This window comes from Streptococcus acidominimus, from assembly GCF_001921825.1.
Lineage (GTDB): Bacteria > Bacillota > Bacilli > Lactobacillales > Streptococcaceae > Streptococcus > Streptococcus acidominimus.
In genome coordinates this window covers 1-24,396 of sequence record NZ_MSJL01000003.1, presented here as the reverse complement: position 1 = coordinate 24,396, position 24,396 = coordinate 1, and the positions used below count along the sequence as shown (strand labels likewise).

At 42.1% G+C, this 24,396-nt stretch carries 20 protein-coding genes and 1 pseudogene; all 21 read right to left on the bottom strand.

Going from position 1 to position 24,396, the window contains the following annotated elements; all coding sequences use genetic code 11:
- Positions 1-616: 616 nt before the first annotated feature.
- Positions 617-1,429 carry a pur operon repressor gene (purR, locus tag BU200_RS00885; protein WP_075098356.1) on the bottom strand — a complete coding sequence of 271 codons (813 nt, stop codon included), beginning with the start codon at positions 1,427-1,429 and terminating at the stop codon, positions 617-619.
- 298 nt (positions 1,430-1,727) lie between these two features.
- Entirely contained in the window at positions 1,728-2,669 is a 942-nt protein-coding gene (locus BU200_RS00880) for a 3'-5' exoribonuclease YhaM family protein (RefSeq protein ID WP_075098355.1), read from the bottom strand.
- Positions 2,659-3,807: pseudogene (locus tag BU200_RS00875) on the bottom strand (DNA recombination protein RmuC); the annotation flags it as partial. The pseudogene BU200_RS00875 and the gene BU200_RS00880, both read right to left, overlap by 11 nt.
- An 88-nt stretch (positions 3,808-3,895) precedes the next feature.
- Positions 3,896-4,528, bottom strand: a complete 633-nt coding sequence (locus BU200_RS00870; RefSeq protein WP_075098353.1) for a thiamine diphosphokinase — start codon at positions 4,526-4,528, stop codon at positions 3,896-3,898.
- Positions 4,521-5,180 carry a ribulose-phosphate 3-epimerase gene (gene rpe / locus BU200_RS00865; protein ID WP_075098352.1) on the bottom strand — a complete coding sequence of 220 codons (660 nt, stop codon included), beginning with the start codon at positions 5,178-5,180 and terminating at the stop codon, positions 4,521-4,523. Before rpe ends, BU200_RS00870 begins: the two co-directional genes overlap by 8 nt.
- 14 nt (positions 5,181-5,194) lie before the next feature.
- Positions 5,195-6,070, bottom strand: coding sequence for a ribosome small subunit-dependent GTPase A (rsgA, locus tag BU200_RS00860; RefSeq protein WP_075098422.1), 876 nt, complete (start codon positions 6,068-6,070; stop codon positions 5,195-5,197).
- A 527-nt stretch (positions 6,071-6,597) separates the two neighbouring features.
- A complete protein-coding gene (locus BU200_RS00855; protein WP_075098351.1) occupies positions 6,598-9,711 on the bottom strand; it encodes an alpha-mannosidase in 3,114 nt (1,037 codons plus the stop codon).
- Positions 9,712-9,798: 87 nt separating this feature from the next.
- Positions 9,799-10,368 carry a hypothetical protein gene (locus BU200_RS00850; RefSeq protein ID WP_075098350.1) on the bottom strand — a complete coding sequence of 190 codons (570 nt, stop codon included), beginning with the start codon at positions 10,366-10,368 and terminating at the stop codon, positions 9,799-9,801.
- Positions 10,369-10,790: 422 nt separating this feature from the next.
- Complete coding sequence (locus tag BU200_RS00845; protein WP_075098349.1) at positions 10,791-11,615, bottom strand: carbohydrate ABC transporter permease; 825 nt, start codon at positions 11,613-11,615, stop codon at positions 10,791-10,793.
- Between the two features lie 2 nt (positions 11,616-11,617).
- Positions 11,618-12,505: a carbohydrate ABC transporter permease gene (locus tag BU200_RS00840; RefSeq protein ID WP_075098348.1), complete on the bottom strand. Its 888-nt coding sequence runs from the start codon at positions 12,503-12,505 to the stop codon at positions 11,618-11,620.
- A gap of 1,274 nt (positions 12,506-13,779) precedes the next feature.
- On the bottom strand, positions 13,780-15,033 hold the full coding sequence (locus BU200_RS00835; RefSeq protein ID WP_075098347.1) for an ABC transporter substrate-binding protein: 1,254 nt from the start codon (positions 15,031-15,033) through the stop codon (positions 13,780-13,782).
- Positions 15,034-15,050: 17 nt separating this feature from the next.
- Positions 15,051-15,815: a sugar phosphate isomerase/epimerase family protein gene (locus BU200_RS00830; protein WP_075098346.1), complete on the bottom strand. Its 765-nt coding sequence runs from the start codon at positions 15,813-15,815 to the stop codon at positions 15,051-15,053.
- A 5-nt stretch (positions 15,816-15,820) separates the two neighbouring features.
- Complete coding sequence (locus tag BU200_RS00825; RefSeq protein WP_075098345.1) at positions 15,821-16,768, bottom strand: aldo/keto reductase; 948 nt, start codon at positions 16,766-16,768, stop codon at positions 15,821-15,823.
- Positions 16,769-17,201: 433 nt separating this feature from the next.
- Complete coding sequence (gene rsmA / locus BU200_RS00820) at positions 17,202-18,077, bottom strand: 16S rRNA (adenine(1518)-N(6)/adenine(1519)-N(6))-dimethyltransferase RsmA (protein ID WP_075098344.1); 876 nt, start codon at positions 18,075-18,077, stop codon at positions 17,202-17,204.
- Complete coding sequence (locus BU200_RS00815) at positions 18,074-18,781, bottom strand: DNA/RNA non-specific endonuclease (RefSeq protein ID WP_075098343.1); 708 nt, start codon at positions 18,779-18,781, stop codon at positions 18,074-18,076. The genes rsmA and BU200_RS00815 overlap by 4 nt, the downstream gene beginning before the upstream one ends.
- Positions 18,774-19,358, bottom strand: a complete 585-nt coding sequence (gene rnmV, locus BU200_RS00810; RefSeq protein WP_075098342.1) for a ribonuclease M5 — start codon at positions 19,356-19,358, stop codon at positions 18,774-18,776. Before rnmV ends, BU200_RS00815 begins: the two co-directional genes overlap by 8 nt.
- On the bottom strand, positions 19,334-20,701 hold the full coding sequence (locus BU200_RS00805; RefSeq protein ID WP_075098341.1) for a PIN-like domain-containing protein: 1,368 nt from the start codon (positions 20,699-20,701) through the stop codon (positions 19,334-19,336). Before BU200_RS00805 ends, rnmV begins: the two co-directional genes overlap by 25 nt.
- An 18-nt stretch (positions 20,702-20,719) precedes the next feature.
- Positions 20,720-21,493, bottom strand: a complete 774-nt coding sequence (locus BU200_RS00800; protein WP_075098340.1) for a TatD family hydrolase — start codon at positions 21,491-21,493, stop codon at positions 20,720-20,722.
- Between the two features lie 333 nt (positions 21,494-21,826).
- Positions 21,827-21,964 carry a 50S ribosomal protein L34 gene (gene rpmH, locus BU200_RS00795; RefSeq protein ID WP_018368178.1) on the bottom strand — a complete coding sequence of 46 codons (138 nt, stop codon included), beginning with the start codon at positions 21,962-21,964 and terminating at the stop codon, positions 21,827-21,829.
- A 450-nt stretch (positions 21,965-22,414) separates the two neighbouring features.
- A complete protein-coding gene (locus BU200_RS00790) occupies positions 22,415-23,740 on the bottom strand; it encodes an ISLre2 family transposase (protein WP_075098339.1) in 1,326 nt (441 codons plus the stop codon).
- 226 nt (positions 23,741-23,966) lie between these two features.
- The coding region (locus tag BU200_RS00785) for a transposase (protein WP_142237008.1) at positions 23,967-24,396 on the bottom strand (430 nt) is incomplete at its 5' end.

Sequence of the window (24,396 nt, the reverse complement as noted above, 5' to 3'; positions counted from 1 at the left end):
ATAATCGTCATCAATTTGGCTTCTATACGCTTGACCAACTTGTACCAGTAATCCATTGTCTCCACTCTCCTATCCCCCACAGTTTAGAGCGACTGCGATATAGTCATTTAGTTTATATTTTTATTACTTCGTTAACTCGTCTTGCTGTACCCCAGTACTACCTGTGACTCGTTGCCTAGTACTAAAAATAAACTAAACGGCTATAAAGGGTATCAATGAACAAATAAGGCGGTGGGGGGTATTCCCTAATATTCATTTAAGAAAAAATTAAGGTTGAAAAGATATACTATATCTATCCTAAAAACTTTTCTTTTTCACATCTTTCGTCAGGCGACATGGATTTTCATCGTCTGATGAAGAAAAGATCTCCTTAAAAGCCCTGTCATTCGACAGGGCTTGTTCTGTTATAGTCATTTTGTTTATATTTTTATAGTCGCTCAGTTTACTTCATTAACTCATCTTGTATATTTGAACTTGAAATAGTTAGCAACTGGACAAGTACCTGCGGCTTTTGACGAAAACTTCGTTTTCTTCATTTCCCACCTCCAACAGTCTATCCCCAGACTGTTGGAGGTAATACTAAATATAAACCAAACGGCTGTATATTCTTTGAGTATTATTTAAAAATATTTCCCAATTCGACATCAACCTTATTTTCTTTGACATCAATATTGGTGACAGCAAGAAGCGATTTGTAATTGGCTACATTACGGGCACCTTTTTGGTTTTCAGCAAAGACCACCACGCCTGCTAAGCTGCTATCAAATTCCGACAAGAGGCTGATCATCCCGTTGATGGTGCCACCATTTTTCAAGAAGTCATCAACAATCAACACGCGACTGCCTGCCTTGAGACTGCGTTTTGACAAGAACATCTTTTCAATGCGGTCGCTAGAGCCAGATACATAGTTAACAGAGACCGTTGAGCCTTCCGTAATTTTCAGATCACGGCGCACGATGACAAAAGGGACATTTAAGACATTAGCAACTGCATTCGCTAGGGGTACTCCCTTGGTTGCGACCGTCATAACAGCATCAATCTGCTCATCCTTGAAACTATTCGCGATAATCCGACCAACATTTTTCAAAATATGAGGCATTGACAGTAGGTCAGAAGAATAGATATAGCCCCCTGGCAGGATACGGCTACTTTCTGCCATTTGACTGCGCAAGTCTTCAGCGATAGCAAGAGATTCCTTATCTGAAATTGAAGGAGTAAAGATTACACCACCGCTCGCTCCTGTAATGGTCTCAATATGACCGATAGCACTTTCTTCAAAGGCTTTTTTAATAATCGCAATATCCTCTGAAATCGACGATTTAGCAGAGCTGTACTTCTCCGCAAACATATTTAAGCTAGTTAATTCATAAGGGTGATTGATAAGATAATGAGAGATAACCACCATTCGTTCACTTCTTCTTAATTTCATAGTCAATCCTTCCTTGCTTTTTAACATTATATCACAAAAAAGGAAAAAACGAACTTTTTTTATTCATTAGCTCGCTTTTTTCGTATTTTATTTCGATTTAGCAACTGGCAGCCTTTTCTTTGTTGATATTTTCTCAAACAATTCGGACACAAACACATCCTCCTGCCGACTTCAACAGGCTACGATTGCAGCTAATAGCCCTTTAGCTCCACCATTTAATGATGATGAAACATCTTTGCTAAGACGGAACGACTTGGCTAGAAAGCCTCCTAAATCCTATTTTTGATTAAAATTTTAATTAGTCGATATTCGGCTTATAGAAGGCACGGTTATCCATGGCAAAAATGCGACTGGTCATTTCGCCGGGTCCAATCTTATCCAATGCGGTTAGCATCATCATCATTTCCGCATCAATATTGTCAATCATGTGGAGAATTTCTGCTTCCATAATCTGCGGACGAACGGGACTGCCGTATTCGAGCAAACCATGATGACTAAGAATAACATGACGAAGAACGGTCACTTCTTCCTTGCTATCATCAATGCCCAACTCGATCAACACCTTGGTAATCTCCTCATCAATCAAGGAGATATGACCAATGAGATTGCCCCTTACGGTATAATTGGTGTTTTCAGGCCCTGATAATTCAATCACCTTGGCCAAATCATGTAGCATAATCCCCGCAAAGAGCAGGCTCTTATTGAGCTGTGGATAAATATCGCCAATCTTATCAGCCAGACGCACCATGGTCGCCGTATGGAAAGACAGGCCTGAATAGAAGGCATGGTGATTGGTCTTGGCAGCTGGATAAGAATAAAATTCCTGTTCGTACTTGCTGTACAAGGCTCGCACAATCCGCTGCCAGACAGCATTTTCAATTTTGAAAATCATCTGGCTAAGATACTTGCGCGTATCCTCCACATCGACAGGTGGTTTTTCCTTAAAATCAGCGGGATTAGTTGGTTCACCCGGCTTAGGAAGTCGGAGGATAATCTGATTGACCTGCGGTGTATTGTTATAGACTTCTCTGCGCCCCTGCATGTGAACCACAACGCCCGCCTTAAAATCTTTAATCTTGCCGGGCTGGGCATCCCAGATTTTCCCTTCAATTTCTCCTGTATCATCCTGGAAGGTCAAAGCAAGATAGTCTTTCCCGGCTCTGGTCTGCCGAATGTCGGCGGTCTTAATCAGATAGAAACCCTCAAAAGGCTCATCTTTTTTCATTTGGTTAATTTTCATCTTCTTCCCCTTCCTCCTGGAAATGTAATAGGTCAAACGGTGGCTCTCCGTCCGGTAATTCAATGTGGCGCAAGGTTCGTTCAATGGCATTGGTCCGCCGCGTCAAAAGATCATCTAGGTTGCCTGAAGCGTGCTGTAAATGGCGCTGGGCTTTCATCAAGACGGTCCCAAACTTGCTAAACTCTGACTTGACATTGCCTAAGACCTTACTAATATCATCAGCCGAACGTTGAATATTCAAGGTCTTAAAGCCAACAGATAAGGAATTTAGGAGGGCAGACAAGGTTGAGGGACCTGCCACCACGATATGCTCTGCCCGCCGCAATTCATCAAAGAAAATTGGATTGCGAACCACCTCTGAATACAAGCCCTCTGTCGGTAAAAAGAGAATCCCAAAGTTAGTGGTTGCTGGTGGAGAGAGATACTTTTGCTGAATATCCTTGGCAAAGCGTTTGACAGAAGCCAAGAGATGCTTGCGGTGTAGCTCAATCTGCTCCTTATCTCCTGCTTCATAGGCTTCTTCTAGACGGTAATAATCTGCAAGGGGAAACTTGGAGTCAATCGGAAGATAGACCGAATCATCCTTGGTCTGACCGGGTAGTTTCACTGCGTATTCTACCCGCTCATTAGAACCAGCTACCGTAGCAAATTCACGCTCATACTGGGACGGGGTTAGAATATCTTCAATTATCTGCCCCAGTTGCAACTCTCCCATGATTCCCCGCGTCTTAGTGTTGGAGAGAATTTTATTGAGGGCGCCGACATCACGCGCCACCGTCTGCATTTCTCCCAACCCACGGTTGACCGATTCTAACTGCTTCGACACCGTTTCAAAAGAGGCCTGCAAACGCGTCTGCAAGGTCTGCTCTAGTTTTTCTTCTACCGTCTGGCGCATCTCCTCTAAACGCTTTTCATTGGACTCTTGAATCGCCTGCAAGCGTTGATCTGCCACATCACGGTTTTGCGATAGAAGCTGGTGCATTTCCTGCCGAAGCGCCGTCGACTGCTGGTAAAGCTCCTTGCGCAATTCCGTCATGTCTTGGTGCAACACTTGTTGCTGGGCAAAGGTCTGCTGATTTTTTTGATCAAAAAGATAGGTCAGCTGATCTGACAGATGATCCGCCATATCTTCTGCTTGCATTGACATGCGTTTCATGTGCTGATCCAAGCAAAGCAGGGTAAGAACCGAGACAGCTATTGCTATAAAGCCTAGGATATACGCCATTCTACCTCCTATCACGGCTATAAATAAGAACCACATAGCCCTTATCTATTGTAAATTCGATTTCTTTTCCGATAAACTCGTTACTGCTGTAACATTTTTTTAAAAAGTAATTACTCTCATTCAAGAGATACTTAGCATGGGAGATACTTAGACGGCTCTCATCAGCTGGCATGAAAGACACATAGCTCATCCCTTCAATTGGGGAAATACGGTGCTGACCCGCTGGATAAAAGCGTATAATATTCAAGTCATCAACCAGCTCTATCTGTCGCATATAGGGCATCAAATCGGGTTCACTGGCTAGAAAGAGATTGCTCATCATGTGGTCTAAGCGCCCACCAAAGGCTCCAAAAATGGTGACCTTTGCCCTCGGACAGCGCCCGAAGATTTCTTTTAAGGTAAGCTCCAAATCCGTATCGTCTTTTTCAGCTGGCGCCTGCACAAAAACACCTGCCTCTCGGCGAATTCGCTTTCGTTCCTCAGCCGTCACCGAATCAAAATCACCAACAGCCAGATCAAGTGGAAAACCGTGCTCCAATAGATAGAGAGACCCCTTATCTACCCCCACAAAGAGATCGTAGCCGGGAGAGACCCCGCTAATATCACCACTTGCAACTACGGCAATCTTAATCATAGAGAGCCGCTTTCAAGGTATCGACCTTAGTCTGCAAGTCACCCTTAAACAAGTAAGACCCCGCCACAAAAACATTGGCTCCAGCTTCCTTGGCAGATAAAATCGTCTTGTCGTCAATCCCACCATCTACTTCGATGTCAAAGGATAAACCTTTTTCCTCACGAAGCTGAGCCAAGGCAGCAATCTTTTCTGCCACTTCTGGAATATAGGCTTGGCCACCAAATCCTGGATTGACCGTCATCAAGAGAACCTGATCGACCAGATTTAAGACAGGCTCAATCACGACAAGCGGTGTCCCCGGGTTAATCACAACGCCTACCTTCGTACCTGCTGCACGAATTTTTTGCAGGGCGCCATGAAGATGCTGGGTCGCTTCGGCATGGATCGTAACAATATCTGCACCTGCCCGCGCAAAATTCTCAATGTGCTGTTCTGGGTTGGACACCATTAGGTGGCAATCAAAAACCAGCTTGCTATGTGGGCGCATGGCAGCCACCACATCTGCTCCAAAAGAGATATTGGGCACGAAATGTCCGTCCATGATGTCAATGTGAACATACTCAACACCTGTCGCCTCTAGGCGTCTTAATTCTGCTTCAAAATTCACATAATCCGCAGCAAGGATAGAGGGGGCAATTTTATAATGTGACATAGCATTCCAACTTTCTATTTTATTTTTTTGCTTACTTTTTTATAGACTTCACGTACATTCTGAATTTCTGTTAAAAATTGTAGGTAATTGTCGTAGCGACTTTGGGAAATCTCTTGTGCTTCCACTGCGGGCTTGACAGCACAGTCTGGCTCATGCGTATGGGTACAAGTTCTAAATTTGCAACCTTGACTTGCTGCTGCTATTTCTGGGAAGCAGTCCGTGAGAGCCTCTACTTCTTTTACTTCGTAATCTAGTGAAGAAAAGCCCGGTGTATCTGCGATTTTTCCACCGTAGACATTGTAGAAGCTGACAGCCCGTGTCGTATGGCGTCCCCGTCCCAGACTATCTGAAATAGCCCCTGTTTCCAGCTGCAATTCCGGGGCGATTTTATTGAGCAAGGTGGACTTTCCAACACCCGTCTGCCCCATAAATACCGTCACCTTGTCTTTCAAGAGGGGAATCAGCTCCTCTAAGCTATTGACGAACGGGTAACCAATCTTCTCATAGATGACCCGATAAGAGTCCAGTTCATCTCGATGTTCCAGTAGATCCATTTTCGAAATATAGATAACCGGTCTTATACTTTTCTGCTCGAGCAGAACCAAAAATCGATCCAAGAGATTCGCATTGAAATCAGGCTCTTTAGCAGACATGATGATTACCGCTTGATCAATATTGACGATCGGGGGTCGTACTAGGCTGTTCCTGCGTTCGTGAATCTTGAGGATATAGCCCTCGGACTGCTCCTCTGCTGAAAAATCGACAATATCCCCTACATAGGGCGTCTGCCCTTTTTTCCGAAAATTTCCGCGCGCCCGCGTCTGATACACCTGCCCTTCCGACTCTACATAATAGAATCCCGCAAGAGCTTTCATAATAATACCTTGCAAATCTGCTCCTTTTTCATCATCTACTTTCAGAAACCAACTCCTAGAGCCTGTCTCCTCAACAAAAATCAAACAGGAGGACTTGTTCTTTCATCAAGCATATCTGCCCTTATTATATCAAAAATCGGGCAAAATAGTTGGTTTTGAGAGTAAAAATGGAAATTTAAGTCCTCTATTTACAGGTGATCTGTTGCGAAGCAGGAGAGCCTTGGTCGCCTATCCAAGCTCTTGTTGAGGACGCATCATCAGCGAAAAATTCCCCCTAAATAGCTTCAACAGTCTGGCGATAGACTGTTGAAGCGCAATCCTAAAATACAACAACGAACAAGGAGTTGTGAAAGCTACCGATTTGTGCCTAGTCAACCACCGTGTCAAACGATTTTGACTGAAGTATTTTTAAAAGGCTGGATTTGAACCCAGCCACCGTCTTTTATATAGTATGTTTATTCGTGACCCAACTGCCACTCCGAGAAAGCCTATACTCTATAAAAATCTGACTAGGCAACGCAATCGCAGATAGAACTTGAGTGCTACTTGCCAGCTTCCCTCTCCTCCCTCACTCCAAGGCGAATTGTCTTAATCTCATACGGTTGCAAGGTTAAAGCAAGCAGCCCTTGTTGCTTAGCACCGATTGGTCGTTCCAGCAGATCGACCTCCTGCCACCACTGACTATTTTCAAGTGAAAGCTCTAGGAAATCTGTCCCTCCAGCATACTCATGGAAGCGAAGGATGTAGCCATCTCCATCTTCTGCTTTTTTAAAAGCATCCATGGCAACATACTTCCCACCTGTCATGGCTATCTTCGGCATTGTAAGAGCTGCGTTCACAGTTAGCAAGGGATCATTGATTTCCCATGCTTCTTTTACGGTTTCTCCCTCAATCGCGTCACCCCTATGAGGATAAAGACTATAAGTAAACTGGTGCATGCCAATATCCGCTGTCGGATCTGGAAAAATGGCTCCTTTTAACAAGCTCAAGCGTAGGGTCTGCCCCTTGACATCACAACCATATTTAGAATCATTGAGCAGGCTCACCCCATAATCTCTCTGCGATAGATCAACCCATTGGTGAACAACCGACTCAAATTTAGCTAGTTCCCAGCTAGTATTCCAGTTCGTTGCACGGCGGACATTCCCATATTGAATATCATAGGTTGCATAGGTGTTTCGAATATTCACGTCAAATTTGACTTTCAGCAACTGCTGGCGCTCCTGCCAATCAACTTCTGTCACAAAGTCTATCCGCTTTGTATGATGATAGAGCCTCATCTCCTGCAGGAGACTTGATTTCCCAAAGAGATAGCGGAAGCAAATACTGTCGTAGAGCGGATTGGTCGGTAGGACTTCTATACTATCCACCACCAATGTCCTGTATTTTTCTTGGTAGAAAATATCAATATCCCAAGCGTCAAAGTTCATCGGCTTGTCTTCAAAGAGCTGAAAGACATTTCCTTGCCCCGCAAGCACTTCTTTCTGACACTCTTTATCGTAAATCCGTGTCAAATGCCCCTCCTCATTCCATTGAATCTGATACCATTCATTCTCAATAGAAAAGGAGGTCATCTCCGCACTTGCTATCTCGGTTTTCGGAAGCATCTGAATCGGAGCTATTTGCAGAATGTCCGTAGCATAAGCTGGAAGACCTTCTATCAAAACGTAGGTCTTATCTCCCGTCTGATGGCTAAGCAAAGCCTTGCCTGCCGAATCTGTGTAGGCATAACCAGCAGGTGCCAGTGGCAGGGCTAGGATAGACGTCCGTTCCCAAGTGCTGGTGTTGCAGACCGTAATACCTGTGGAAGACCTTGTTAGTTCGCTTAGTAATCGCTCGCACCTGTCCAGCACATTGCCCATCTCTAGGCGATAATCCTGATAGACCTCTTTGATTGATGAGCCGGGTATAATATCATGAAATTGATTGCGTAGAACCGTTTCCCACAGGGTATATAATTCCTCTTGCGGATAGTTGGCATTCCCTTTGATTTCTAACAAGGAGAAGAGGTATTCCAATCTGCGTAGGAGTAATTCACACTGCCGATTGGTCTTTTTCACAAAGGCTTGAGAAGTATAGGTTCCTCTATGGTACTCTAGGTAGAGTTCCCCATCCCATGTATGAACATAGTTTGAGGTGGTCTGAAAGGTTTCTTGCAATGCCGCAAAATAGTCGTCGGCTCGCCCCGTCTTTACATGTGGCAGACCGGGTACTTGATCCATAACCCTGCGTTTTTCCAGCATCTCTCGCGTGACACCGCCTCCACCATCCCCGAATCCATAAGAGATGAGCGGGTTTTGATGGATTATTTTGTCCCGATAGGCTTCATAGACCCCTAGAACTGTCTCTGGCTCTAATTCGCCATTGTAGGTATAATACCAGTTGGACTCCCATTCATTTTCTTCCCCCGGTTCAGGCGTTGTAATAAAATGTGTCAAGACTTCAGAGCCATCCAAGCCTTTCCAGATAAAGGTATCATGAGGCATTCGATTGAACTGATTCCAACTAATCTTCGTTGTCATAAAGGTAGCGATACCCGTCTTTTTCAAGATTTGTGGCAGTGCCCACGAATAGCCAAATACATCCGGCAACCAGAGGTAGTGGATCTCTTTTTGAAATTCCTTGCGAATGAACTGGGAACCATGTAAGATTTGTCTGGTCAACGATTCTCCTGACGGAATGTTACAATCCGCTTCGAGCCACATAGCACCATCAACTTCCCAGCGCCCCTCCGCCACGCGCTCCTTGATTTTTTCAAAAAGTTCTGGATAGTCTTCTTTGATAAACTGATAGAGTTGTGGCTGGGTCTGCAAGAAGATATAGTCAGGGTACTCTTCCATCAAGCGGAGCACCGTCGCAAAACTCCTTGCCACCTTTTCCCGAGTATGTTTGAGCCTCCACAACCAAGCCACATCAATATGGGTATGCCCAATTGTTGTCACTGTAATCGGGCTATCTTTGGGCATGGAGTATAGCTCTGTTTTGAGATAGTGGTAGGCACTTTCTACCGATTGAAAAAAAGCCTCACTGCCGGGTTCTGACCAATCCAGCAATTGGAAGGTCTGGTGTAGGAGAGTAGAATAACGATGGTAGAGCGGATTGTTTTCTCCCAACTCTACCATTGTCTTATATAGTATATCCGCATGATAGATCAAGCCATCTACTGAAGGGTTCAGACGGCACAGATCGGCTCTCCGAAATTCATGTGTCTGGATTTTTTCTTCGCCACCACCTTCTAAGCCCGACCACAACTTGAGCGAAAGTATGATGGTCTGATTGCGATAGCCCTCCGCCAACCTGACTTCCTTATGGTTAGCATCAACCCCTTGGTAAATGTCCCGATTAATAAATAAAAGAGATTCAAAGCCCGAATTATAGCCACCGCCAGTATGACCAAAATCCAAGTATAGATACAGGTCATCTTCATCCGGTACTGTGATTTCTTGCTGGATCCACAAGTAGTAATCTCTCCCTTTCCAGCTGTCTCCTAGGACAAAGGAAGCAGTAGTTACAAAGGGAGAGGGAGGGTATTTTTCTTGCTTGGACCGATCCTCTAATAATTTCCATTCTGAAATCACTTGAATCGTATGAAAGCGGTAGTTTTCTAACTCACTGATCCGAGCGCGTAGCTTCTCTGTTCGATAAAATAAACTCATTTTCTAGCTCCTTGAACTTTTTCTCGCTTTATCTGCATGTCCATCATTTTATACTCCATGAAAAACAAAGGGACCATTCACAGAGCACTATGGCTCTCTTCTTCCTAACATCAGCTGCTCACTCGTCTTATTGAGCAGTTGAAGAAAGGCACCTACCACTACCACCAGACATGGTGGATAAGCCATCACTGCCAAAATAACTGCTAGCAGCAAAATAAAGAGACCAATCCAATATGGAACTCCTAGAATAAAGCCTTGAACACCCTGATAAAGAAGAAGCCTAGACGGATCATGACCTCTTGCCAATTGCCATATTGCTATTGTCAGGAGTGAAAAGCTGACCACACCTAGCACCGTCAGTAAAAAACTAATCACGACAACCAGAGCTTTCGGCAGTACAGGAAGAAGTTGAAGGTTTAAGAAAAGAATGAGCAGGAGGGCATACACAAGCAATTGCGCTCCTACACAAACAAGAATAACCTTTTTATTCCTCATCACTCTCCACTTGCCATCTGACAGAGGAGCTAGGTAGACAAAGGCACTCAATAGACCATACACACCGCCAAGTAGCGTCACTAAGCCGAACACCACCATCACGCTCACGATAATGGTATCCAGCAAGCCTGCTTGCCACCTCATTACTTTTTCTTTCATCATCTTCTACTCTTCTATCAATCACCCAATCACCGCCTGACAAACCCAAGATATGGAGAGCGGTAAAAAGCAACTGAACCCAGCACCACCTGCGACTTTTGACAAGTGAAAAGCTCCTGTGGAGGTTTTCAGCCTATTTCCTAAAGAGCCATCATCAGCTAAAACTGAAACAGTTCTCGCTCTTTTTTCACAGCTCGTAGCTCGTGTTCAATTATATAGCGTTTAGTTTATTTTTAGTACTAGGCAACGAGTCGCAGGTAGTTGAAATAGTTGATAACTATTTCAAGTGATAGATAAGAAAAGTGTAACTTTTCTCAATAGTACAGCAAGACGAGTTAACGAAGTAATAAAAATATAAACTAAGTGACTATAAAAGGTAAACTAAATGACTATAAAAGGTAAACTAAATGACTATACTATCGTATCTACTGCTTCACAGCCCCTTCTGTAATACCCGTAATCAACTGCCTACTAAAGACCGCAAAAACAAGCAAGAGCGGAATCGTTGCCAGTAGCGTTCCTGTAATGACCAAGGGATAATTAACCGTGTAGAGACCTTTTAATTGAGTGAGCGCCAACATCAAGGTGTACTTTGATTCATCGTTCAAAATAATCAGGGGCCACATATAGTCATTCCATGAGCCCATAAACGAATACAAAGCCAAGAAAGCTAGCGCTGGTTTCATGATAGGAAGTGCAATTGCAACATATACTTTAAAAGCTGAACAACCATCTAGCTTGGCTGATTCAATGAGGCTGTCGGGAATCGCATCCGTACAGTACTGCTTGAGCCAAAAAATACCAAAGGCGTTGGCCATTCCTGGAATAATCAGTGCCTTATAGGAACCGACCCAACCTAGCTTGTCCATCAAATAGAAAGATGGGATGATGTTTAGCTGTCCCGGAATCATCATGGTTCCTAATAGAAATGTAAATAAGAACCCCTTGCCTTTAAACCTTAACTTGGCGAAAGCGAATCCTGCCAAAGAATCAAAGAACAAGATAAGCACAGTTGATATAATCGCAATAAAAAGGGTATTGAACAGCGAATGGAAGAAGGCTGTCTCTCTAAAAACAGTCTCAATGTTATGAAACAATTCAGAACCCAGTAGTAGATCTGGGGGAATCTGATAGATTTCCTTATTCTGCTTACTCGCCATCACCAACATCCAGTAAAATGGGAAAATCGATACCAGCGCACCAATTCCTAAAAAAATTCTCACAAATAATCGAAAGGTCTTATTTCCCATACCTATTCTCCCTTGATACGATAGGTCGTCAAATACCAGTTTAATAACGAGAAAATCATGATAATGATCACCAAGGCCCAAGCAAGCGCTGACCCATATCCATAATCATTATTTGAAAAAGCAGCATGATACAGGTAATAGACAATGGTCATTGCGCCACCCTCTGGTGTCGCTCCTTGCGGTACTAGAACCTGTGCTTCTGAAAATACCTGCAAGCCACCAATTGTCGACATCATCACTGTAAATAAGATAATCGGCTTTAGTTGGGGAATCGTAATGTATCGGAAAATTTGAAAATTGGTCGCCCCATCCATAATGGCTGCCTCATAATAATCCTTAGGAATCTTCATGATTCCAGTCAGGTAAATAATCGTATTATACCCTAGGTACATCCAGATATTGATAAGTGCAATGACAATTCGAACCCAGAATGTCGAGGTCACCCATTTTATAGGAGACAGACCTAGGAATTGTAGCAAGCTGTTGGCAAGACCATCCAGATTGGAAAAAATCAGACCAAATAAGATGGTGACTGCCACAACAGAGGTAACATTTGGGAGAAAGAAAATCGCCTTTAACCATTCTTTATGCTTCACAAACTTTAGATTCAGCATAAACGCCAGCACTAAAGCAAGAAAGAGCATGGGGAAGGTGCCGACCACCCAAATAATCAATGTGTTTTTCACAGATAGGTAAAAATCCGTATCATGTAGCAATCGGATAAAATTTCCCCATCCGACAAATCTCATTTCTCCCAGACCATCCCATTTGTGAAAGGCCAAAATCCCTGCGAAAATAATGGGGAAGAGACCAAAGATCAAAAATAGGATATAAAATGGAGAAATGAAAAGATAGGGAGCATACTTATCAATGTCCTTTTTCTTACTCATGGTCCTGCCTTTCACCTCTTCTTAGAAAGAGATAGTCTTTTCATATTATTTTATACTCGTCAAAAATCAAATTCTGACGTCGTTCATTCACCTCGCTAAGTAAAAAGCTCCAGTGGAGGTTTTTAGCCCGTTCCCTTAAAACAAGAAAGAACAAAGTTCTATTTGCTTCCCCAGTCTAGGAATAGACTGGGGAAGGTGGGAAATAAAGAAAACGAAGTTTTCGTCAAAACAATCTGGGGAGAGATTGTTGGAGGTAGGAGATAGAACGAGTGGAACTCGTGTCGAACAGTCTAGGGATAGACTGTTGAAGGTTGGAGATAGGACGAGTGAAACTCGTGTCAGTTGTAGCTCCCTTTAGGGATAGTTTTTCCTAGCTCTAAAGGTATAGTATACCTTTAGAGACGAGAAATAGAAGTTTGCGAAGCAAACTCTCTCTAAACTCTGCGTCAAAACTCCTATTTTTGCTTTGCTCGCTTCCACAGTCTAGGAATAGACTGTGGAAGGTTGGAGATAAAACGAGTGAAACTCGTATCAAACGCTCTCGTATCTTAAAATTGAACTCGGACTAAAAGCTCGGAAAAAAGAGACGCAGGTGTTCTAGTTTTAGCTAGTTACAGCTGTGGCTCCCTTTAGGGATAAACATTCCTAGCTCCAAAGGTATGGGATACCTTTGGAGGCGGGAAATAGAAGTTTGCGAAGCAAACTCTCTCTAGCTTCTTCGTCATGTTTCCTAATTTTCGGTCGCTTTTTTGACGTCCTCGTATCTTTGGTAACTGAACTCGAGCTACGAGCTGTGCAAAAAAGATAGTTTTTCCTAGAACTTGTGGTTCTGCGTCAAAACTCCTATTTTTGCTTTGCTCGCTTCCACAGTCTAGGAATAGACTGTGGAAGGTTGGAGATAAAACGAGTGAAACTCGTGTCAAACGCTCTCGTATCTTAGGGAATTGAGTTCAGCCTAAAACCTCGGAAAAAAGAGACGCAGGTGTTCTAGCTTTAGCTAGTTACAGCTGTGGCTCCCTTTAGGGATAAACATTCCTAGCCCCAAAGGTATGGGATACCTTTGGAGGCGGGAAATAGAAGTTTGCGAAGCAAACTCTCTCTAATCTCTTCGTCATGTTTCCTAATTTTCGGTCGCTTTTTGACGTCCTCGTATCTTTGGTAACTGAACTCGAGCTACAACTCTCTGACAAAAAGATAAATCTCATTGGTTGCAAGACAACCTGCTTCGATTTCCTATTTTGTCCAGGAGTTGCTTTACGCTCTCGTATCTTGATTTACTTAGAAATTTCTTCTACTTTCTTCTTCGCGTCATTCCATGCTTGTTCGGGGTCTTTTCCTTGTTCTGCGACGAGGGTCATCTGATCTTCAAATGCTTCAAAGGCAGCAGACTCACGTGGATCAAAGGGGATATATTCTAAGGCATTTGCCGCTTCGATAAAGTAGTGATTGTACTGCTCATCACCGAATAGTTCATGCTTTACATTTGCAAAGTCATCATCAAAAACCTTTTTATTGGCTGGAAAGAGGGCCAACTCCTTATAGTTTACGCGCTGGCTTTCTTCATTGGTGAGATACTTCACAACATCAGCCGCTTCTTTTGGATGAGCTGTCGTCTTAATAACTGCTAGATAAGAACCGCCATAGTTTGATGGCAAGAAAGGAGATTTAGCCACTAACCATTGCTTAGGAGAAGCACCATCTTCTGCCAAATCATTGATTCCCCAAGATGCTTCAATCATACCGCCAAATAGACCTCGTTGAACAGAATTTGCACCTTCAGCACTGTTCCCCTTTGCGCCAAGGGTATAGCCATTCTTCTCTGCCATAACAGCATAATCCCATGCCTTTTTCAATTGACCGTCGGCATAAGTCAAGTTGTCATCTTTATCATAGATATGCTGGGTCATCGCGCGATAGCGTTGTCGAAGAAGAGATACTGACGATTGGAACATCGGCATATCTGCCTTCTCCTTCATCTGTTTAGCTGCTTCCATATAAGCCTCATCACTAATCAACAACTCGCTGACTGCCTGATCATCTGTTGGTAATCCAGCTTTTTGAAAGGCATCTGTATTGTAGAAGAGGGCAGTTGGGCCAATATCAAGCGGTAGAGCGATCTGTGCTGATTTATCATTAGTAAAACAAGAATCCCATTTCCACTCAACATAGTCTTGAGCCAAATCAGCGGTGCCGTAGTCCAGCAAGTTTACAAAGCGGTCACTATAAGGAATATAGTCTGCAATGTTGCTATTGATAGCTGTGATATCTGGAGCGGACGTTGAATTGAGACTGGCTTTCAATTTTGTATCAAAATCTCCATTTGCTGGAAGTTGCTTGAAATTCAATTCATAATCTGGAAATGCCTTCTTGGCATTTTCAATCGCTGTATCACTGATGGCACCATGGTAATAGTTAATGGATAAGGATACCTTGTTACTTGATGGTGCCGAGCTACTGGCACAAGCACTAAGCAAGGCTCCTCCTAGCAATACGCCACCCAGCAATGTCCACCTTGATCTGTTTTTCATCTCTATTTCCTCACTTTTTAAATTGACCGTAAATATTCAAAACTTTTTGCTAAGCTATGTAGCATTCCAATCTTCGAGTAATCTTGTTCGATACAGTAATACTCTACGCCATTTGCTTCTCCCCAGCCAACGATTTCTTCAAAGTCTACATCGCCACTACCCAACTCTGTCAGATTATGAGCCATATCTTTTGGGTCATAGCCTTTTATATAGTCCTTAAGGTGCACGATAGGAGCACGATGAGAGAATTTTTTAAACTCTTCCACAGGGTCCCTGCCTGCAGCAGATACCCAATACGTATCTGGCTCAGCATAGATGCCTAGACCATACTCTGGAGCGGTAATATAGTCTAACACTGTCACTCCCTCTATCTGATTGTTAAAGTCATACTCTGGGCAATGGAGACCAATACGAAAACCACTCCCTCTCAACCGTTCTTGAACCCTTAAAAGCTGCCGCTTGGTCTTGATATAGCCCTCCACATGCTGCTCTTCATCATCAATGTACTTATCGTAGATCGTCTTGCAATTGAAGAGAAGAGCTTCTGCAATAATTCCATCAATATCATGAAAGAAGCGGTCATGCTCAATATGCATTCCTGCAATCTCAAAACCATAGCGATCTACTAATGACTTGATTTCCTGAGGAGAGTGACCACACATTCCATCCAACTGCACAGCCTCAAATCCAATTTCTTTCAATGCTTTAAAAGTCTCATCTGGATTCCTAGCCAATTCCTTGCGAACGGAATAGAGTTGTGCTGCTATTTTCTTTTTCTCCACTGCCTCTACTCTCCTTTCCTCAACGATTCCATTTCTTCATCTGAAAGGGGAATGTCCAATGCTTCAAGTGAATCTCGAAGATGCCACTCTTCTTCTGGACCAATCGTCGCAAATACCGGAAACGGTTGACTCAACACATAGGCTAGGGATATTTGAATTGGTTTTACCCCCTTTTCACGCGCCAAACGCTCACATACAGCCAAGCGTTTCCAATTCAAGTCGTTAAAATACACTTCTACAAATTCTTTTAATTCTGGATTATCCTTGTCTTTTTGTTTAAAGCGATGACCAAAAAATCCTTCCGCCTGTGCAGACCAGGCGATTAAGGGAAATTGAGTGTCCCTGTGCCAGTCAAGCATTTCCTGATCAGCTGTCACCGCATTATTCCAACGCGGGCAATTAACAGCAGCCAAGCTGAAATTGGGACTATTAAAGGATAGGGGGTGTAGCTCATGCTCCTGACAATAAGCAAGAGCTTCCTTAATCCGAGGCAAGGTCCAATTAGATACCCCAAAAGCCTTGACTTTATCCTCATCAACCAGCTGACTAAGCGTCTCCATTAGAGGACCGACAGGATAGTTGACATCATCACGGTGGAGCAACAAAATGTCCACATAGTCCGTACCCAGCATTTCCAGACTCTTTGTCAGATCTTGAACAATGTCTTCTGGTGTCACTCGCGGTGTTTGAGGCGCTTCTTGAACAGGGTGACAACACTTGCTAATAATGGTATAGGCAGACCGCGGTTTCCCCTTGAGCCACTCACCAATGACCGCCTCACTCTCCCCATAATGGCGGGCAGTATCAATGGTTATCCCACCTGAATCTACATAAGCCCCAAACATCATGTGAACCTTGGTCATCTCGCTTAATTTCAGATAGTCACTCGAACCCAAAATAAGCTTCGAAAGCCCTATCTCGCCACCATTTACCCTTATGATTTCATTTTTCACCGGAAAGCTCCTTTCTATCTCTAGGAAACACTTGCTTATATATTCCAGTCTATCATATACAACTATGGCTTACAACAAAAGCAATAACAAGTTTTTGCAAATTTTATGAAAAAAATGTCATTCACAAACTTGAGCCTTAAACCAATCTTGGGTGTAGGAAAAGTATCAAAAGCTACGAAAGAAGCGTTATATAGTTGTTTTCTTTAAAACAGTCTGGGAGAGACTGGTTGAGGTGGGAAATGAAAAAAACAAGTTTTCGTTAAAAGTCGCAGATAGTTGATACTCTTTAATACTCCCCAATTTGTAAAAATCTAAAAGACTGTCTTACACTTTACTCTTTTCCTATTCATAGAAAATGAGGTAGGGGACAGACATTATGCATGTCTGTCCCCTACCTCATTTTTACATCTCTTTAATTCTCTTCCATTATTTTTTAATCCAAGGTTTCTGCCTTTAAAGCGTCTGTCAAACGTGCAAAATCTTCCAAGGTCAAGGCTTCACCGCGGACAGATGGCTGGAGGTTCGCTGCTTCAAGTGCGGCTGCTAATTTTTCCTTCACATCATCAGCCTTGCCAAAATAGCTGGTCAGATTGTTCCACAGGGTCTTGCGGCGGTGGGTGAAACTAGCTTTTGCCACCTTAAAGAAAAATTTCTCATCTGTCACTTCTACCGCAGGAGCAGGTCGTCTGGTCATTTTCAAGATAGCACTATCCACATTTGGCGCTGGCACAAAGACCGTCCGTGGCACGATAAATGCCACTTTTGCGGTCATGTAATACTGTACCGCAATTGACAAACTACCATAAGCCTTGGTATTGGCCTCTGCCGAAATACGGTCTGCCACCTCACGTTGCATCATCACGACAAATTCGCTAAAAGGAATACCACTTTCAATCAAGTGCATCAGAATCGGGGTCGTGATGTAGTAAGGAAGATTGGCTACCACCTTGATTGGCAGGTCTGGATTCTTAAACTGCTGGATATGTTCTTTCAAATTGGTCTTCAAAATATCCTGATTGACCACGGTCACATTGTCAAAATCGCGGATCGTATCTGCCAAAATCGGCACCAAGCGCTCATCGATTTCAAATGCCATGACCTCCGCTGCCCGCTCAGCCAAAAACTCTGTTAAAGCACCGATCCCAGGTCCAATCTCAATCACATTCACCGACGCATCAATCTCTGCTGTATCCACAATCTTCTGTAAAATATTGGTATCCGTCAAAAAGTTCTGACCAAACGACTTCTTAAATGTAAAACCGTGACGCTCTAAAATCGCACGCGTCACACTATAATCTGCAATTCTCATATCTTTTCTTTGTACTCCGTTATGCTTCCTGTTTTGTAATCTATTCGATAACCTGGGCTCCTATTAAATAAATAAACATCAAACCGACATTCTTCAGTTTCTTTCCACTCATCATTAAAACTTCTAGCAGTCATTCTCACACCCCTTGCAATTACTTCACCATCTTTAAAAATAGGTGTGACTTTATAAAATATCTTACTTTCCTGTTTCTTGAGAATGTTCACAATCTTGTTTTCATAAGTTAGCATACTCACTTTAGCATCTATGTTTAAATAGGCAGTACCAACAATATACTCTCCTTTGAGATATGTTGCTCTATTTGGAAAAATCTGCTCCCCCAATAAATGGCACCTATGATAAAAGTCTGAATTGTTTCCCTTTCCTCGTCCATAGGACATTCCCGCAGCTGAGCCTCTTGTTGTTTTCAATTTCTTTCCTTCTTTCCGCCTTGTCAACAAAATCTCCATTCCTTGTGCTTGGTAAAACCATACATAGGAGTCACCCTCTTTTATAGATCGATAATTTTTGTGGCTAAAAAATTCAGGCGTATCTATTTTCAAATCTTGCAGATAGCTAATAATATCTTTCTCACACGCTAGAAGAATGTTGTGTTGTCTACAACTATCCTCATCGTTTAAAAAGACAAGATCTGAACCCTTATATTCCAGTTGACTAAGAAGCTGCTGATAGGCTCTCTCATCCATTACTATATCCCTCCATGACCTTCTCCACTTCTTCCAACATCACCCCAAACATCTCAAGGCGTTTCAAGAGTTGCTTGCCGTTGGTGTAACCAATCCGAAGTTGATTGCCCAGATATTCCCTGCGCTTACGGCTATCAGCACCTGCAAGAAAGCCTAAGCGAATCAAATCGCTCCTCTTGATGTCAAAGTTAGACGGTTCTTCACTTGCACCACCCAATACCTGGGAAAGCGCCTTGTCTAAATCCTCAAAAGAGGCATGCTCAATACCGAGTGACTTTCCCTTGGTTTTGGAACTGGGTGCCGCCTCATCTCGGTTCAAAAAAGCATGCTTAGCACTTGAAACAGCTGTCATAATCAACTTCCGAATCCGCTCCCCATTAAAGTCTGGATCAGTAAAGACAATCACCCCATGTAGGTCATTCAAGCGTTCAATCCGCTCCAGATCTGCCTGTGAGATAGCCGAACCTCTGGTTTCATAGGTTTCTACCTTATAAAAGCGTTTGAGATTTGCCGTATCATCTCGCCCCTCAACCACAATGATTTCTGATATTTTTATCCTACTCTTCTTTTCTGACATATTTCTTCCCACTGTTCTTGATTTTCAATATTGGAGAATTTTAATTGTCCTGAACTACCAGCATGCCTTTGTTCTAACAAATCATATATGTATCTTAATTTCTGAAGAAAGTTTAATGAAGTCCCAACAGCATAATCTTTACTAGATTTATCACTTATAATAATGTACCTATCAAATGTAGAATTCTTTTGTTCCTCCCAAGATGAATCAGATGTTGATAATATACATGGTATACTAAACATAGACGCATCTACTCTGCTAAGAATTTTCTCGAATATTTTTTCCATCATTCGTGCCTGATTATCTGCAGCATAGAACTCCCCATATAAACTGAAATTATAGTCTTTCGCTAATAATTTAGACTCACTTATCTCATCCTTAGTTGCAGAATTTGTCAATTTTAGAAGTTCCCAGATACTCATTTTTCTTGCTATTAACCCCGTTTCCTCATGACATTCTGTAAATAAATCAATCTTTAATTTAGAAGGTTCCTTATTAATGACCCAATCTGGCTTCGTTTCGTTAGATACAATTACAAGATATTTATATTGTTTAAAAGACTTACTGTTAATATAATCTAGTATATCCAACCAGAATACTGCATCTGAATATCCTCTCTCTAATGTTTGGGTTCCCAGTTGAATGACTTGACCTTTTTTTGATTCAAGATCCATAAAGCCTGGGGACACCTTTTTTTCATAACGTTTTGCAATCTGTTCTCTATATCTAGTTAATGTATCACTATCATATGCAGTACCTAGCTGAACCGAATCTAACCATTTAAACAATTGTTCTCTGATGTCCTCTATAACAGTATACCTAGGCCAGTCAAATTGTTCTTGAATCTTATTTTTCTTCAACAGTAATTCTTTCTCAATATCCTGTAGAAAATCATCTACTTTATCAAGCACCCCTTCTATTTGTTCAAAGTACTGCTTCTTAAATTTTACAATCTTCTTGTATAAAGATCGCATATTATCTTCATTCTTCACTTTCTCAATACTATTAAATAATTTATTTTGTATATGATTTCTAATCTCTAAATTTAAAAGTTTATCTTTATCCTTTATCTCATGAATAGCTTTATCCGAACGAGCAATGTTCCCTTTTCTATCAGCAAGTACAGTTATCTCATTTTCTAAGAATTCTACCTGGGTAATAAATGGAATATAGGTCCGTCCTTTGATACTCTCTAAGGCTGTAAGTATTTTATCCCCTATAATATAATCTTTTAATGGAAATAATAAACAATTAGCATCTAACACAAATAAAGATTCTTTTATCATTTCCTTCGTAAATACTGCATGATATTCCTTAATAATATTTTTATTATTTCTTAACATACTCTACCTCTATTATTTTTATAACATACCAAATATCTTTTGCGCATTGGTGTAGGTTGCACTTGCGACTTCTTCGACCGATAGACCGCGGAGCTCGGCAATTTTATCCACGACATAGCGGGTATAGGCAGTGCGATTCTCACGTCCACGTCTGGGAACAGGTGCGAGATAGGGCGCATCTGTCTCCACCAAGATTTTATCCAGTGGCAGGTAGGTCGCTGCCTCTTGGATATCGGTCGCTTTCTTAAAGGTGACAACTCCTGAAAATGAAATGCTCATTCCAAGCTCGATAAACCGCTCTGCCATTTCTAAAGACCCTGAATAGGAGTGCATAATGCCACCACGCGGACCCACACCCTCTTTCTTGATGATAGCATAGGTGTCCTCTAAGGCATCTCGAGTATGGACCACAAAGGGAAGTTCTAATTCCTTAGAGAGGGCAATCTGCCTGCGAAATACCTGCTCCTGCACCTCTTTGGAAGCTGTCATCCAGTGATAGTCCAGCCCAATCTCGCCCAGAGCAACCACCTTTTCGTGCTGGAGCTGTCTGCGCAGACGCTGCTCCACCTCATCATTATAAGCGCCCGCCTCTGTCGGATGCCAGCCAATGGTTGCATAGATTTGCTCATGCCGCTCTGCTAAATCCAAAGCACATTTAATCGTCTGCTCATCAAAGCCTACCACATTCATTCTGGTCACACCCATTTCTGCGGCTAAAGCTAATTCTTCCTCAATTCGTCCCTCAAACTCTTTGACATTGAGGTGAGTGTGGGTATCAAAAATCTGAACCATCTTTTTCTCCTACCTTTTTAAAATGAGAGAACGGATAAACCAGCTCTCAATCTCATATTCCATGATTAACGTAACTCACACATATCTAGTATCCTACACCCTTGTATCTTGCTTGACCGAACTTATACTCGTCAGATTCCCTATTTTTCCATAGCAGTTGCAGACTTGGTCCACTTACGGATAAGGTATTAATAGTCAGGGAAGTGACTGTGAATACATGGGAAAGTGCGCTGTGTGTTCTTAACGGGCTTTGTATCTTGTTTTTCCATTATACCGCTTTTACCATAAAAAAACCAACAGACTCGAGTTTCTGCTGGCTTTTTTATCATTTTATTATGCCACTGCAAGCACTTTGCGTCCTTTACGACGACGAGCTGCTAACACGCGACGGCCGTTTTTAGTTGACATACGGTTACGGAATCCGTGTTTACGTGCGCGACGGATTTTACTTGGTTGAAAAGTACGTTTCACGATGAATACCTCCTCATAGATTTTGTATTCGTTTAGCCGGCTAGTTTTGATCAGTTACTAAACATACTTTACTATTCTATCTGATTCTTCCTGCTTTGTCAAGCTATTCTCGCTGGACGAATGTGTCTAATTTTTTGGGAACGTTTGGACACCCTTTAAAACTTAAGAAAACTGATGTTTTTTGTTTTAAAAAAAGACTGCGACAAATCTTTTTCCTTTGCCTCAGTCTTGCGATATTGTCTTTTGTGTGGTACAATACTGTTTGACTGATTAAGCAAAGGTCTAGTTTGACTTAATCGGTGGTGTAGAAGTTCCCGCTTCTACACCCTTTTTTTATTTTTCGATATCTTAGTTATACTATAAACTCCCCTAAAACGCAAGTCTTTGCATGACAAAAAAACCTTTAAAAAAACAATTTTTTAAAAGGTCCTATATGTACACACCTAATTATTAGTGACCTCGTCTTCGCCTCTTGCCAGACCTATATGCTTTATAGGTCCGTACTGAAGATGTTTCTTTAAATACTCGATCAGCTCGTCCTGCGCTTGAAGAATTGTTACGATAATACTCGTATTCCTTTCTCCATTCCCCAAAGAATAACTCTCGTAATTCCTCCGCATCCAGAATAAGCATCTGACTCATTGCTTCTGCTCCACGCCTTGTCCAATACATGCCTCGATTCTTCATGCGATAGGTAATTTTTCGATGTTGGCTCTCCATGATTCCTACCCCCTCCAGCGAAAGGTCTCGTAGCTCTGCTGACTTTGTATACTGAAAGTTTTTCATAAACTTTGACTTGTATTGTTCAAATCGCTCAAGCTCTTTTTTCGAGTCAATCTCAATCAAAGATTCTAGGGTATCAAAGCAAGTTTTTAATTCCGCCTTCGAGTGAACTTGGATTGCACGGAAAAAACTAGCTCTTAGTTCGGTAGGATAATTCCTTGTAAGAAGACGAATATCTTGAAAAACGTGATATTTATCCCAGAAATGCTCATGACGTTGAATCTTGAGAGCTTTTGCTAGCTCTTTGAAAACGTAAGGAGTATAGCCTTTCCCTCCATCGGAGTTCGTGACCAGTATCGTATCTTCTGTGATCTCAAAGTGATTATAAATATAGTCAAGAACACGTTCTCTTGCCTTGCGATTACTACACGAACTAATCTCTATCTTATTCTGTAGCTCATAACGATTTTTACCAACCTCTTTGCTTCCTGTGTGTATCACAAAATGGGAGAACTCTATACTTTTCTTATCCTTTTCTTGAGATTTGAGAAAACTACCATCTCCTTCTACGTAGATGATTGGAGAAGAAATTTTTTCAGGTGTTGCTTCCTCTTCATAAAAACGATAATCTTCTCGCTCTTCCAGTAAGGTTGCGGTCATCTGAACAGCCTTATTGACTGTATCTTTCGAAATACAAATGCCATACATCATTTCAATAATTTCTGGCACTTTTCGATAAGGAACCTTCTGAGAAAGCCGTGCGACCTGATACATCAATTCTTGAGAGTAGCGGACATGCTTGGTAAGCCCTAGCTTTTCGTCAACGGGAATACGACACTGCTTTCCCTTATACCACCGACTACGTGAGAAGGTTAATTCTCCAAAGGTAAATAATACAGTTCTCTCTATTCGATCCTTACAGCGATAGCCTCTCGCACGCATAATTGGCGCAATATAATTCTCGTACTGCTCGAGGAATTGAAAAAATTTTTGCTGATTTTCTTTTCTAAATGTTGATACAAAATCTCTTTCATCGATAGGTCGAGTATCCATCCAAAATTCTCCTTAGAAAGCATTTTTAAATATTGTATCTATTCAAAAGGAGCTTTTCAAATTTCTTTTGGTTCTGAGGAACATTTCTACTATAATTGTTGATATATTTCTGGGCACCTCTAAAAACTTCAAGTAGTTGTTAAGTAAGCCCTATTTGTAAGCATTAATTCCAGTAAGCTTCGCTTTCGAAGCTTACTTTTTGCTTATTTTCCTATTTTTGGGCGCACTAAGCCCATGATGGCAATCCCAGTCGTTTGATTTGCTCAAAACGACAGATATTGTAGAGTAAGTTGGTTAAGGTCACATTGGTTTTAGCTCGTGCCTTCCCAATTGCTCGACAGATGCTACCTTTCATGCTCGTTTCAATGAAGCCAAAAACATGCTCAACGCGACAACGGACTTTGGCAATATGTCGATTAATGACCTTATCAGTCTCAGTCAACGGTTTATTTCTAAAAGCACGACGAATCGTGTGGTGGCGACAACCTTCTGGTACTGATTTTCCAACATAAGCACTGTCATCAAAAAACGCTTCATTGCCATCACAAAGAGGAGCTAGGACATTGGAGTCGTGTACACTAGCTGTTGTGACTTCATAATGTTTGATAAGTTTTGATTTTCTATCGACACAAATATGGTTTTTATAGCCAAAATAG